Origin of the sequence: Kitasatospora sp. NPDC057015 (genome assembly GCF_042673745.1) — a bacterium.
Classification (GTDB): Bacteria; Actinomycetota; Actinomycetes; order Streptomycetales; family Streptomycetaceae; genus Kitasatospora.
In genome coordinates this window covers 47,352-60,504 of record NZ_JBHUSG010000046.1, presented here as the reverse complement: position 1 = coordinate 60,504, position 13,153 = coordinate 47,352, and the positions used below count along the sequence as shown (strand labels likewise).

General features: G+C 71.7%; 11 protein-coding genes. 5 read left to right on the top strand and 6 right to left on the bottom strand.

Features of this window, described 5'->3' with window-relative positions; all coding sequences use genetic code 11:
• Nucleotides 1–48 precede the first annotated feature (48 nt).
• On the bottom strand, nt 49–783 hold the full coding sequence (locus ACFTWP_RS32430; RefSeq protein WP_380268543.1) for a TetR/AcrR family transcriptional regulator: 735 nt from the start codon (nt 781–783) through the stop codon (nt 49–51).
• A gap of 232 nt (nt 784–1,015) precedes the next feature.
• Here ACFTWP_RS32430 and ACFTWP_RS32425 point away from each other — a divergent pair, with 232 nt between their 5' ends.
• The 4 genes from ACFTWP_RS32425 (at nt 1,016) to ACFTWP_RS32410 (ending at nt 4,077) form a co-directional block, all read left to right on the top strand.
• The gene (locus tag ACFTWP_RS32425; protein ID WP_380268542.1) at nt 1,016–2,485 is read left to right on the top strand and encodes an MFS transporter; all 1,470 of its coding nucleotides are present in this window, start codon (nt 1,016–1,018) and stop codon (nt 2,483–2,485) included.
• A 110-nt stretch (nt 2,486–2,595) separates the two neighbouring features.
• Nucleotides 2,596–3,468: an aldo/keto reductase gene (locus ACFTWP_RS32420; RefSeq protein ID WP_380268541.1), complete on the top strand. Its 873-nt coding sequence runs from the start codon at nt 2,596–2,598 to the stop codon at nt 3,466–3,468.
• Nucleotides 3,469–3,526: 58 nt separating this feature from the next.
• The gene (locus tag ACFTWP_RS32415) at nt 3,527–3,913 is read left to right on the top strand and encodes a DUF427 domain-containing protein (RefSeq protein WP_380268540.1); all 387 of its coding nucleotides are present in this window, start codon (nt 3,527–3,529) and stop codon (nt 3,911–3,913) included.
• A gap of 38 nt (nt 3,914–3,951) precedes the next feature.
• A complete protein-coding gene (locus ACFTWP_RS32410; protein WP_380268539.1) occupies nt 3,952–4,077 on the top strand; it encodes a hypothetical protein in 126 nt (41 codons plus the stop codon).
• A 242-nt stretch (nt 4,078–4,319) separates the two neighbouring features.
• On the opposite strand, the gene ACFTWP_RS32405 is transcribed toward ACFTWP_RS32410, so the two are convergent.
• The 4 genes from ACFTWP_RS32405 to ACFTWP_RS32390 all read right to left on the bottom strand — a co-directional run bounded on the left by ACFTWP_RS32405 (nt 4,320) and on the right by ACFTWP_RS32390 (nt 10,565).
• Nucleotides 4,320–7,139 (bottom strand): ATP-binding protein, encoded by a 2,820-nt coding sequence (locus ACFTWP_RS32405; RefSeq protein ID WP_380268538.1) that lies wholly within the window; start codon nt 7,137–7,139, stop codon nt 4,320–4,322.
• Between the two features lie 625 nt (nt 7,140–7,764).
• Nucleotides 7,765–9,042 carry a M14 family zinc carboxypeptidase gene (locus tag ACFTWP_RS32400; RefSeq protein WP_380268537.1) on the bottom strand — a complete coding sequence of 426 codons (1,278 nt, stop codon included), beginning with the start codon at nt 9,040–9,042 and terminating at the stop codon, nt 7,765–7,767.
• Between the two features lie 3 nt (nt 9,043–9,045).
• A complete protein-coding gene (locus ACFTWP_RS32395; protein ID WP_380268536.1) occupies nt 9,046–9,312 on the bottom strand; it encodes a hypothetical protein in 267 nt (88 codons plus the stop codon).
• A gap of 458 nt (nt 9,313–9,770) precedes the next feature.
• Nucleotides 9,771–10,565 (bottom strand): exodeoxyribonuclease III, encoded by a 795-nt coding sequence (locus ACFTWP_RS32390; RefSeq protein WP_380268553.1) that lies wholly within the window; start codon nt 10,563–10,565, stop codon nt 9,771–9,773.
• A gap of 288 nt (nt 10,566–10,853) precedes the next feature.
• Between ACFTWP_RS32390 and ACFTWP_RS32385 the strand changes: the two genes are divergently transcribed.
• The gene (locus tag ACFTWP_RS32385; RefSeq protein ID WP_380268552.1) at nt 10,854–11,627 is read left to right on the top strand and encodes a GntR family transcriptional regulator; all 774 of its coding nucleotides are present in this window, start codon (nt 10,854–10,856) and stop codon (nt 11,625–11,627) included.
• Between the two features lie 309 nt (nt 11,628–11,936).
• On the opposite strand, the gene ACFTWP_RS32380 is transcribed toward ACFTWP_RS32385, so the two are convergent.
• Nucleotides 11,937–13,118 carry an ROK family protein gene (locus ACFTWP_RS32380; protein ID WP_380268535.1) on the bottom strand — a complete coding sequence of 394 codons (1,182 nt, stop codon included), beginning with the start codon at nt 13,116–13,118 and terminating at the stop codon, nt 11,937–11,939.
• Nucleotides 13,119–13,153 lie beyond the last annotated feature (35 nt).

Here is a 13,153-nt window from a genome sequence, read left to right as displayed (position 1 = left end):
TACGTCCGCGGTCGGAGGCGTCCGCGCGGTGCGGGCGGCCGTCCGGAGTCAGGCCCGGTCGTCCCGGGTCTCCTCCGGGCAGGTGAGCCCGAGCGACTTGGTGAGGTCGAACATCTCCAGCAGGTACAGCTTCTCGGGGGCCAGCACCTGCGGGCGCAGGTGCCCGTACACCTCCAGCGAGACCAGCCCGTGCATCCGGCCCCAGACCCGGAGCGAGAGCGCGACGGCGGCCGGCGGCAGGCCGGGAAAGGAGTCGCGCACCAGGGCGCCGAAGTCCGGGTCGTAGTCCGTCCAGCTGTGCGTGCCGCTGACGTGCAGGTGCTGGGCCCGGGGCCAGGCGTCCGCGACGATACCGGTGAGCAGCGCGCAGGCGCGGTGCTCGGCCTCGGCCGCCGCGCCGCCCTCGGGCGGCTGGTAGTCGGGCACCGAGTCCCCGTAGACCAGTCGGAACTCCTCGGGGTTGGTCACCGCCCAGTGCCGGTAGGCCCGGCCGTAGGCCATCACCCGCCCGGCCGGATCCTCGGCGGGCCGGCTGTCCCGGGCCGCCTCCAGGGTGTCCGCGAGGGACGTGTAGACGTCCGCGATCAGAGCGCTGATCAGCGCGTCCCGGGTGTCGAAGTAGCTGTAGATGGCGCCGGCGGTCATCCCCATGTCCCGCGCGATGGCGCGCAGCGAGATCGAGGCGGTGCCGTTCGCGGCCATGTGCTTGAGGGCGATCGTCTTGATCTCTGCGGCGGTGGTCTCCCGGAGGCGCTCCCGCCGGCTCTGAGTCGGGTGTCCCATGCCCTGAGCCTAGCAGTGTTGAGGATCGAATGCGGCGTGCTGTTTGTAATCGGCGTCCGGTTGACACACGGCACGCAGAGTCTGAACACTGTGTAGGGACAGCACGGCGCACGGATCCGATCGCGTCGATGCCCTCGATGCCACTCGGGCCTGCCCTGGCGCGCGCCCGAGCCCCGTCCCCCAGCTCCCCGGTCCAGGTCGCACCGTCGGCCTGCGGCGACTCCGCAAAGGAATGAGCCCGATCGTGGTTACACCTGCCGCTCCGTCACAACAGCACGCCGGTCTCAGGCTTGCGCTACTGGCATTCGCGCAGTTCATCATCGCGGTGGACTACAACATCGTGTACGTCGCACTCCCTGACATCGGCTCCGCACTGAACTTCAGCCCGCAGTCCCTGCAGTGGGTGGTGAGCGCCTACGCCGTCGGCTTCGGCGGCCTGCTGCTGTTCGGCGGCCGGGCCGTCGACCGGCTCGGTCAGCGCCGGATCTTCATGATCGCCCTGGCCGTCTACGCGGCCTCCTCGCTGGTCGGCGGTCTGGCCAACGACTCCGTCCTGCTGGTGGTGGCCCGCGCCGTGCAGGGTCTGGGCGGCGCACTCCTGTTCCCCGCCACCCTGTCGCTGATCATGACCTCCTTCGCGGAGGGCCCGGCCCGCAACAAGGCGATGGGTGCCTGGGGCGCCGCCGGCGGCGCCGGCCTCTCGGCCGGTGCGCTGCTCGGTGGTGTCTTCACCCAGTACGTCGGCTGGGAGTGGGTCTTCTTCATCAACATCCCGCTCGCCGCGATCGCCCTGATCGCCGCGCCGAAGCTGCTCGCCCCCGACGCCCCCCGGACGAACTCCCAGGGCAGCTTCGACATCCCGGGTGCGGTGCTCGCCACCGCGGGCTCCTCGCTGCTGGTCTTCGGCCTGGTCAGCGGCCCGGAGGCGGGCTGGGCCTCGCTCCGCGGCGCCGGTGCGCTGGTGCTCGGCGTGGTCCTGCTGCTCGCCTTCCTGCTGGTCGAGAAGAGCACCAAGGACCCGCTGGTCCCGCTGAGCATGTTCCGCAACCGGAGCCTCACCCCGTCGATGGCCGTCATCCTGGTCTACCAAGGCGCCCTGGGCGCCGCGTACTACCTGCTGACCACCTACCTGCAGCCGGTGCTCGGCTACAGCGCGCTGGAGGCCGGACTGGCCTTCCTGCCGCTGACCGTCATCAGCGTGGTCGCGCTCGGCCAGGTCGGCCCCCGCATGATCGCCAAGTACGGCGCCCGGCTGACGCTCTTCGTCGGCATGATCGGCACCGGTATCGGCCTGGCCGCGATGGTGGCCGGTATGACGGTCGGCGGCTCGTTCTGGGCCCTGCTGCCCGGCGTCGCCTTCTTCGGCCTGGCCGGTGGTGTCACCTTCGTGACCATGTTCGTGGCGGCCGGCACCGGCGTGGCCCCCGAGCAGCAGGGTGTCGCCGCGGCCCTGGCCAGCACCTCGCAGCAGGTCGGCGGCGCGATGGGCCTGGCCGCCCTGATCGCGGTCGCCAACTCGACCCTGCCCACCTCGACCGCGGGCGCAGCCGCCGCCGACATCGTCGACGGCATCCGGCTGGCCGGCGTGATCGGCGGTGCGGCCACCGTGATCGGCGCCTTCTTCGCTCTGGCGATCAAGAAGGACGCGCCGGCGCCCGCCGTCGAGTCCGCCCCGTCGGAGCAGACCGTCCCGGTCGCCTGAACCGGCCCGCAGTCCGGAGCCGTCAGGGGCTCCCCCTCCCCTGACGGCTCCATCTCTCCCAGCACCGAGCCCCCCTCCGGGCTTTCCGAACAGGAACAGGACACCACGTCATGATCACCGAACCGACCACTCGCCCCGCCGAAGCCGCAGGCTCCCTCCTGCTGGGCGGCGACCTCAAGGTCAACCGGATCGGCTACGGCTCCATGGGCCTCACCGGCCCCGGCATCTGGGGCGAGCCGGCCGACCCCGAGGGCGCCGTCCGGGTACTGCGCCGCGCCGTCGAACTGGGCGTCAACTTCATCGACACCGCCGACTCCTACGGCCCCTTCACCAGCGAACTGATCATCCGCAAGGCGCTGCACCCCTACGTGGACGAGCTGGTCATCGCGACCAAGGCCGGCCTGTCCCGCCCCGGCCCCAACGACTGGCGCCCGCTCGGTCGCCCCGAGTACCTCCGGCAGCAGGCGGAACTCAGCCTGCGCCACCTCGGCCTGGAGCGGATCGACCTGTTCCAGCTGCACCGGATCGACCCGGCCGTCCCGCTGGAGGACCAGGTCGGCGAGCTCGCCCTGCTCCAGCAGGAGGGCAAGATCAGGCACATCGGCCTCTCCGAGGTCACCGTCGAGGAGGTGGAGCAGGCCCGGGCCGTGGCCCCGATCGCCTCGATCCAGAACCTCTACAACCTGGCCGACCGCAAGTACGAGGAGGTGCTGCGGTACGCCGAGCGCGAGGGCCTGGCGTTCATCCCGTGGTTCCCGATCGCGATGGGACAGCTGGCCCAGCCGGGCACCCGGCTCGCCTCGGTCCAGGTCGCCCACGAGGCCACCCCGCCCCAGCTGGCGCTGGCCTGGCTGCTCCGGCACTCGCCCGCCACCCTGCCCATCCCGGGCACCACCTCGGTCGCCCACCTGGAGGAGAACGTCGCCAGCGCGCTGCTCCAGCTCTCCGACGAGGAGTACGCGGCCGTCACCGAGGCCGGCTGACCGGCCCGCCACTCCCGAATCCGACCATGCGGAAGAGCAAGAGGAAGGGGACATCCCCGTGCCGAGCCCTGACCCCGCCCACCGGGTGGAGACGGTACGCAGTACGCAGACCGTGACCGTGGAGATCGACGGGTGGATCGTCGCCAAGTCCAGCCGCCCGGTGCTGGTGTACGAGACCGGGCTGCCGGTCCGCTACTACCTTCCCCCGGAGGACGTCGACATGGCCCTGCTGGAGCCGACCGGTACCCGGACCACCTGCCCCTACAAGGGCGAGGCCCACTACTGGTCCTACCGAGGTCCGGACGGTACGGCGGCGGTCCGGACGGACGCGGTGTGGTCCTACCCCTACCCGCTGGACACCGTGGCCGAGATCGCGGGCTACCTGTCGTTCTACGACACCGTCTCCCGCATCCAGGTGGAGGGCGACGCGCCCGCCGGGGCCTGAACACCGTCGGACGCACCGGCAACGGAAGGGGTCACGGGATGAGCGGGGTGAGCCGGCCGGGCGACCTGCTCGCGATCGGCGACCCGCACGGGACGCACCCGGTGGACCACGCGACCGTCCAGGAGCCGCGCGACCTCGTGCGGACCGGGACCGGCCGCCGGTGACAGGCGATGTCGGCGAGCAGTTCGCCGACATCGCCTGGGCGTCGGAGCCGTTGCGGCACCGCTTCGCCACCGTTGTCCGGGCCTCGGGCGACCGCGAGCCGCGGGCCCTCCCGACGACCCGGCGCGCTCCCGGGGCGGCTCGGCCACCGGTACCGGGACCGCCGGTCGCGGGACGGCGGCCGAACCGCCTCAGCGGCGGCCGGGCCCGCCGTCGGCGTCCGCCGGAGGACGTCCTCCCGGGGTCAGGCCGCGCCGCCCATGCCGCTGTGCAGTGCACGGGCGATGTCGGTGCGCCGCGTCACCTGCAACTTCCGGTACACCCGGGTGAGGTGCTGCTCCACCGTGCTGACCGTGACGAAGAGTCGGTTCGCGATCTGCCGGTTGCTGTGCCCACTGGCGGCGAACTTGGCCACTCTCAGTTCGGCGTCACTGAGCGTCCCGGCCGGCCCGTTCACCATGGCCAGGGCCGCCCGCTCCGCGTTGCCCGACCCGGTCGCCGAGCCGGGGCCGGGCAGCACCGCGCCGGCCTCCTCGGCGATCTTCAGAGCCTGGCGGATCAGCAGCCGCCCCTTGCTGTACTGGCCGAGCTCCTGGTGCGCGGCACCCAGGTCGTGCAGTACCCGCGCCAGCTCGATCCTGGCCTCGATGTCCTGCAGGGCCTCCAGTGCGCGGCCCAGCAGCTTGGGCCTCGCACTGAGACGGCTGCAGGCGGCGAGCACCCGGAGCGAGACCACCCGTGCCCGGGTCTGGTCCGGCCTGCACAGGTCGAGCTGCTCCCGTGCGAACTCCCGCGCCCGCTCGGCCTGTCCGCCCTGGAGCAGGGCCCGGGCCACCCCGCCCCGCCAGGGGATGACCGCCGGACTGTCCTGCCGCCAGGCCATCGCCAGCTCGCCCACCGCGAGGAAGTCGCGCAGCGCGGCCTGCGGCAGGCCGATCGCCAGGTGGTAACGCCCCCGGCTGCTCAGGTAGTACAGGCCGGCCGGGGTCCGGAAGGCGGCGTCCGGCACCGGGACCCGCAGGTGTTCGAGCGCCTGGTCGTAGGCGCCCATGGCGGTGCTCACCTGGAGCAGGGTGCTCAGCGGGACGGCGACCGCCACCCCCCAGCTCCGTCCGGGGATGGCGGCCAGCGCGGACCGCGCCTCCCGGTCGGCCGCCCGCAGGTCACCGCGGCGGAGCGCGATCTCCGCTCGTGCCGTGCCCAGCAGCCCGCACCAGACCGGCGCGGAGAGCGCCCGGGCCTGCCGGTCGAGCGCCGCGAGAAAGCGCTCGGCCGCCACCAACTGGTCACCGAAGACCAGTGTGGTCACGGCGCCGAGCAGCGCCGCCATCGACCGCTCGTCCAATTGGTGGGAGTGCAGAATCTGTTCGGCCTCGGCCAGCAGGCATTCCGTCGGACCGTTGGTCAGCAAACAACCGAACAGATGGGCGGCATTCCCCTGCGGAGTCGTCGCGGCCGGCACCTGGACGTCCGGACCTCCTACGGACGGGAAGGGTTCCGCCAGGCCAGGATAGAACGTACTCAAGCACATTCGGGAGGCCTGCAGCTGAGCGGCCGCCTCCGGGTCCCGGTCGAAAGTCAATTCTTCGAAGTTGTGCAATATGGTATTCGCGGCGTCGGTGTTTCCGAACCAGAGAAGAGAATTTACGGAAACCGACGCGTACTTTCCGGGAATCTGTCCGGCCTGGGTCGCGGCCGTGAGATCGGGAGTGCGGCGGCGGGCCGTGTAGGGGTCGGCCCGCCACTCCGTGCGGGCGAGCATCGCGACCGTGGTGGCCTTCTGCCTCTCGTCCCCGTTGAACTGGTAGGCCAGCCGCAGCAGCCCCATCGCCAGGTCCACCTCGCCGTCGCCGAGCGCCTGCTCCGCGGCCTCGTGCAGGACCGACACCGAGCAGCCCGACGCGACCTGCCCGGCGGCCAGCAGCTGACCGGCGACCGCCAGGGTGCTGGCCCCGACCTGGTACAGCAGGTGTGCGGTTCTGGTGTGACCGTCGGCTCGCTCCTCGGCGGCCATCGACCCGAGCACGACCGAGCGGATCCTCGGGTGCCGGAACCAGCCGGCGGTCAGCAGGCCCGCCGATTCCAGCACCTCGAACGCTCTGGTCACCGTCTTGGGGTCCAGCCCCACGAACTGGCTGAGCAGCTCGGCGGTCAACGGCTCTTCCAGTAGGGCGAGTTGGCGGCAGAGCGCGATGGCCGCCGGCCCGCAGCGGAAGAGACAGCGCAGTACCGCCCGGTCGAAACCGGAGCCGATCACGAGGGGGCCGTCCGGATCCGAGGCACTGGCCCGGTTGTCCTCGACGATCCCGTGCACCAGCAGCGGGTTGCCGCCCGTGGCGGCGTAACACTCGGCGGCCAGTCGGTTGGCCGCGCGCAGACCGAGCCACTGGGTGAGGAAGCCCTTCAGACCGGATCGCCCGAGCCGGCCGAGCGTCAGTCGCAGGCTCAGCGGCTCCGGCGGGAACTCGGCTCTGACCAGGATGTCCGTGGATTCGGCATGCACCGACTCGGTGCAGATCACCAGCAGCGGCTCGTTCCTGAGCCTGCGCATCACGCTCGAAAGGCACTGCAGTGACTGGGTGTCCGCGTAGTGCGCGTCGTCCACGCAGATCACCACCGGCCCCGCGATCCGCTCGACCACGTCGAGGAGTGCCAGGCAGAGCTCGTGGAAGATCCGTGAGGACTCGCCGTCGCCGACCGCATCGGTCGGCCCGACGGCCCCCGCCCGGCGCAGCAGCCGGGCCAGTTCGCCGTTGCGCTCGGGCGATAAGCCCGCCTTCCGGAAGAGCTGCGCGAGGACGCCGTACGGCACGGCCTGCTCCGCCTGGGAGGCGGTCGCGACCAGCCGGGGAGCACCCGCTGCGACCATCTGGTCGCCGAACGTGGTGAGCAGCTCGGTCTTGCCGGTCCCGGCGGGTCCGCTCACGACGGCGATCCGGCATCTCCCCCCGGTCACCTCGAGAAACAGTTCGTCCAGGCCGAACAGCTGGCTGTCGCATCCGTGCAGCGACACCGTGCGGGTGTCGTTCGGCGCCGAGGTGAGATCGATCTGCAGAGGTGTCATTTTTCCCCCAGGCTGCAATTGCGATAGTCTGCCAGTAATTAAAATACCGGCCCCTCGGTTCGTCAAGCTATAACTTTCACCCATAAGGTATACTTTGTCCGGAGGCATGGGTTTTGCCCCATTGGATTACGGCGGAATGTCACGCAGGTTAATTGCAACCATGACCGAGAAGCAGTCCCGAGTGATTATTATTCGAGCGCCGCGATGCCACGGCGGGGGACGGTGGAATCCGACGTTCCGGAACTCGGGTACCGGCATCGAAGATCCATAGCGCCACTTCGTGGTCGAGCCCATCGTGGACGTCGAACCCGAGCGGGTGCGTGACGCGGGTGTTACGGTCCTGCCACGGTCTGCCGACCGCTCATGGGATCGACGTACGGGCAGGCGGTACATCACTTCGGCCTCGGCCGGCCGGTGCCGGCGGGTGGCATGAGTTCGTCGCACGGTCGGTGGTCACGGAACGTCACCCCGGTGGCGGCGGAGTCGGAGTCGCGGGCTCCGTGCGTCAACGGGGTCGAGTGGCTCTCGGGCGGGGCCGCCGGACGCCTGACGCGCCGGGCCGCGCCGGCCCGGGAGTCGGGCGGCCGGCCCGGTACGCGTTCCGGACGATCCGGCAACTCGGCTCTCAGGAAGCGAAGTTGCAGAGCGCCATCAGCGCCGCGTGCACCTCTCGTTCGATCTTGGCGTAGTGCCCGGGCGGGCTGTCGTAGTCGGGGTGGAACCCGGACTCCTCCTCGTGCCCGGTCTCGATGGTGAAGGCGAAGACCGGTGCCCTGGTCGGGTCGTCGAACTGCCGGCGGAAGGCGTAGTCGTCGGTGGTGCCGGTGACCGGTCCGCCCAGCGGGTGGTAGAGCGAGGCGCTCTGGCCGACGTCGTAGGTGGAGTGGGCGCGCTGGGGTTGTGCGGTGCTGACGGTCGGGTCCACGCCGGCGCTGCGCAGGATGGCGTCGCGCATCTCACCGGCGAGGGTGACGAGGGTCTTGCGCACGAAGTGCGGCGGGGCGTCGGTGACGAACTCCCGGTAGTCGGGTCGGCCCGGCGGCAGGCCAGGGCTGCCCGGGCGGAGGCCGTCCCGCTTTCCCGTCCAGGCGGGGGAGGAGAAGTTCATGGACGGGTCGCTGCCGTTGTCCTCGATGCCCCAGCTGAGCAGGACCTTGCGGCCGAACTGGTGGACGTCGACGAAGTAGGTGGCCCTGGTGTCGTCGACGAGCCACTGCACGTTGGCGGTCTCCGGCTCGGAGGCCGCGGAGGGGCCCCGGTAGGTCTCCGCCCTGGTGTCCGTGGAGGCGGGGCCGCCCTGGTAGAAGGACAGGTAGACCTCCATGTCGTAGTAGTCCTCGAACCTCCAGGCGATGTCGTGGTTGCGGTTGATGTCCACCCCGATCCTGGCCGGGTCGGGGTGGGACCGCCGGTTCTTGCGCCAGCCGGCACCGATCGGGTCGGACGGCGGGTTCAGCTGGTCGAACAGCCGGCCGTCGGGGTTGATCAGCGGCGCGACGTAGAGGTCGACGCCGTTCAGGATCCGCTCCACCTCGACGGCCGGGACGGTGAACGGAGGGTAGGTCACCGTCGGCCCGGCCGGCAGCGGCCGGCAGGACGTCGCGGGGAAGACGATGTCGTCGCCGGTGGTGCGGCTCACCAGGACGTTCTGCGCGAAGTGGACCAGCGCGTCCGGCGGCGCGGACTCGCGTGCGTGGACACCTCCGGTCAGCACCACGGCCGGACGGCCGTTCTGCGGTGCGTTCGCGATCCGGACGAAGTGGATCTTCCGGTTCTCGACGCTGCGGTTCGGGAACTCACCGAGCGTGCACAGGGCGGGGAAGGTGGCCGCGAGGTCGGCGAGTGCCGCCTCGATCTGGGCCGGTGTCTGCGGCACGGTGGGCGTTGCGTACGGAGGGGGCATCGTTCACACCTCCCCGCGGTCGGTGTACCCCTGGCCGATCACGGCCGACATCCGGGCGTGGTGCTCGTCGACGCCCTCCGAGGAGAGCAGCACCGTCACCTGCGCACCCTGCGCGAGCGCCGCATCGACCGCCTGGTCGGACGCGTACGCCGCGACCTTGTACCGGTGGTCGGAACGGGACTCCAGGCTCGAACGCACCAGGTGGAGCTCCGGAATGCCCTGCACGGTACGCAGGACCTCCTCGGAGCCTTCGATCTGAACCAGGCTCACGGTACTCACCACCTTGCCGGCGGCCCCGCTCGACGGCTGCGGTGCGTGAGCACGGGACCGGGACTGCCCACCGCGTCCGGCGGCGCTTCCGGGCCCGGCCGACCGGAGTCCCGGGCACACGGCGTCACTGTCGGCCCGCATCGGGCCGGGTGACGGAGGGTGACAATTCCGGACACCGGAGCCGGGTTTCCCGCCGTCGGGTGCGGGGAACCCACGCACTCTCCCAGCCTGGCACACCCGGCCCCCGACGTAAACCGCCGCCCGCGGTCCGCGGGGCGCCGGCGGCCTCCGGTCCGACGGCTCGCCCGCTGGGCGGCCGGGCCGCCCGCCAGGAGAACCGTGACCACGGCGGAGCCGTCGAGCGCATGCCCGGGCGGCGACGGTGCCGCCGCCCGGGCATGGACACGACGACCCTCCGCGAGGGGCCCGGCGCGAGGGGCCCGGCCCGAGAAGGAGCGTCAGGAGGTGTGGTCGTAGACCACGGTGACGGGAGCGTGGTCGCTCCAGCGCTCGGCGTGGGTGGCGGCGCGCTCCACGATCGCCTCGGTGGCGCGGGCGGCGAGGCCCGGGGTGGTGATCTGGTAGTCGATCCGCCAGCCCGAGTCGTTGTCGAAGGCGCGGCCGCGGTAGGACCACCAGGTGTAGGGGCCGGTGCGGTCGGGGTGGAGGGCGCGGACCACGTCGACGTAGCCGGTGTCGCCGAGGACCAGGTCGAGCCAGGCGCGCTCCTCGGGGAGGAAACCGGCGGCCTTCTGGTTGGCCTTCCAGTTCTTGAGGTCCTCGGGGCGGTGGGCGATGTTCCAGTCACCGCACACCACGACCTCGCGGCCCTCGCCGGCCGCGCGCTCGCGCAGCTTGCCGAGGTGGAGCAGGAACTCGGCCATGAACCGCTCCTTTTCCTCCTGGCGCTCGGTGCCGACCTCGCCGGACGGGAGATAGAGGCTGGCGATCGTCAGACCCGGAAGGTCGATTTCGACATACCTGCCCGAATTGTCGAATTCATCCGATCCGAAGCCGATCGTCGTGCGTTCAGGCTTTGACCGCGAGAGCACGGCCACGCCGGCCCGGCCCTTGGCCACGGACGGCGCCCACACGGCGTGCCAGCCGGGCAGATCCCGGAGCTCGACCGGCAGCTGGTCGGCCTCGGCCCGCACCTCCTGAAGGCAGACGACGTCCGCCTCGGTGGCCGCCAGCCACTCCGTGAAGCCCTTCTTCGCGGCTGCCCGGATCCCGTTCACATTCACACTCGTCACCACGGTCACCGGGGCAGCCTACCCAGCGCCGGAGGCGCCCGTTGACACCGGACGCCGGAGGGCCGTACGCGGGCGCGTCGCGGGCGTTCACTTCATGAACGCGCCATGAATCCACGATTCATCCTCATCAAGGCCGTGCATTGGTCTTGACCATCTCCCGACACACCCCCTACTGTCACTTACTGCAAAGACCTTTAATAAAGAAGGACGGATAAAGCCCGCTCTCCCACCTGCCGCAACACCGGGCACGGGCTGGCCGACGTCCCTTCGGGCCGGGTGGAGGACATGGTGGGCACGACAGGACAACTCGCGGCGGTGCCGGAGCCGAAGTACTGGCACCTGCGTACCGTGCTTCTTCGCGCCATTGACACGGAGTTCTCGACCGGCCAGGTCCTTCCCAACGAGCGCGAGCTGTCGGCGCGCTTCGGCGTGGCCCGCGCCACGCTGCGCCAGGCGCTCGACCAGCTGGAGCTGGAGGGCCGCCTGGTCCGTCGCCGCGGCATCGGCACCCTGGTCGCCGCACCCCGCGTGGGCGTCCCGGTCAGCCGCCGCGAGGAGGGCTGGCCCGGCACCGCCCGCAGCCAGGCCTGGCGAACCGTCGACTGCACCAGCGCCCCGGCCGGCGCGCAGCTCGCGAAGAGCCTCGGCGTCCCGGAGGGCGAGATCGTCCACTCCGTCCGCCGGGTGCGGATGGTCCAGGGCCAGAACGTGGCGAGCGAGCTGCTGCACGTCCCCTCGTCCGCGCTGCCGCACCTGCCGGGCTTCCGCGCGGAGAACGACCGCGCCCGCTCGGTGCTGCGCCACCTGGAGCGCCTGGAGGTCGACGGCGAGTCCCGCTCGGTCGAGCTCGGTGTCGCCGAGGCGCAGGAGGCCTCCCTGCTGGAGCGCCCGCCGGGCACCCCGGTCCTGGTCGTGACCAGCCAGTACGCGGCCGGTGGCCGTCTGGTCGCCCTGGCCGTCTCCACCTACCGTGCCGACACCTGCAAGCTCACCTTCGGCGAGACCGGCCTGGTCGAGGTCACCCCGGTGACCTCCGGTGCCGTCGTCGCCACCGCCTCCTGAGGCACCCCTCCGGAGTCACCCCCCTTCCGACCCACCGCGTCCGATCCACCGCAGCCCGAACGGTGGACCCGACCGACCGCCGGGGCCCCGTTCACCAGATCCGGTGAACGGGGCCCCGGCGTCATGTCGTCGGCGTCCGCCCGTAGCCGTACCGGTCGGTGGCACGCCGGGCAGGGCAAGGAGGCTGGCAGGTGGGCAGGCAGGAGGAACGGCGCCGGCCCCCGATCCGACCGCCGACTTCGACTTCCGTCCCCCGACCCGTCCCCCGACCCGTCCCCCGATCCGACCCCCGCCCCCGCCGGGCCGGGCCTACGCCCGGCCGCCGCCGTTGGTCGGCGGGTCCACCGCGAAGAGCTGGTCCTCGACGTGGTCGAGGGCCACCCGCAGCGCCCCCATCGCCACCACCTCGGAGCCCAGGGCCGCGAGCGCGACCTCCGGCGCCCGCAGGGTGTACAGGGCCAGTTGCTCGCGCAGCGGCTCCAGCACGCCGTCGAGCCCGGCGGCCCAGCCGCCCACCACGACCAGTTGCGGGTCTATCGCGAGGACCAGTGCGGCCACGTCGTGCACCAGCTTGCCGAGGAAGCGGTCCATCGCGACCTGGGCGACCTCGTCGCCCTCGCGGGCCAGCCGCAGCACCCGGGCCACCGCCGCCTCGTCCAGCGGGTCCAGCGGCTTGCCCGAGGTGGAGAGCAGTCGCTCGGGGGTGGCCTCCCGGCCCAGCAGGTGCAGGGCGCCGATCTCGCCGGCCGCGCCGCCGAAGCCGCGGTGCAGCTTCCCGTTGATCAGCGAGCCGGCGCCGGGGCTGAGGCCGGCCATCACGAACACCACGTCGCCCATGCCGACCGCGGCGCCCTGCCAGTGCTCGGCGATGGCGGCCAGGTTGGCGTCGTTCTCGATCAGGACCGGACAGCGGAACGAGCGCCGCAGCCGGCCCCCGAGATCGAGCCCGGTCCAGCCGGGCATCGCCGTGCCGAGCTGGATGGTGCCGTCGCGGTCGACGATGCCGGGGCTGCCGACGCCGACCGCCCAGAGGTTGTCCCGGGAGATCCCGGCCTTGCGCAGCACCTCGGCGACGGTGCCGCGCACCGCGCTCAGCCGCTCCTCGGCGTCCAGCGCCTCGTCCACCGGTTTGAAGTGCGTGCCGACCACCTCGCCGGCCAGGTCGGCGAGGATCACCCGGATGTCGTGCACACCGATCTCGACGCCGAGGATGTGCCCGGCCTCGGCCCGGAACCGGAACCAGCGGGCCGGGCGCCCGCGCTGCCGTCCGCCGCCGGGCTGCGCCGCACTCTGGGCGTGCTCGACCTCGGCGACGAGGCCGGACTCCACCAGACTCTCGATCACGCCTTCGACGGTGGGCCGGGAGAGCCCGGTGTCACCGACCAGCTGAGTGAGGGTCACCGACTGACCGGATCGCAGTGCGCGAAGCGTGACGGCGGCGTTGATCCGCCGCAGCAGCGAGGAGTCTCCTCCGGTGAGCCGATCCGACAAGGCGCTACCCTTCCGCGTTCGCGCGACAACTCTGG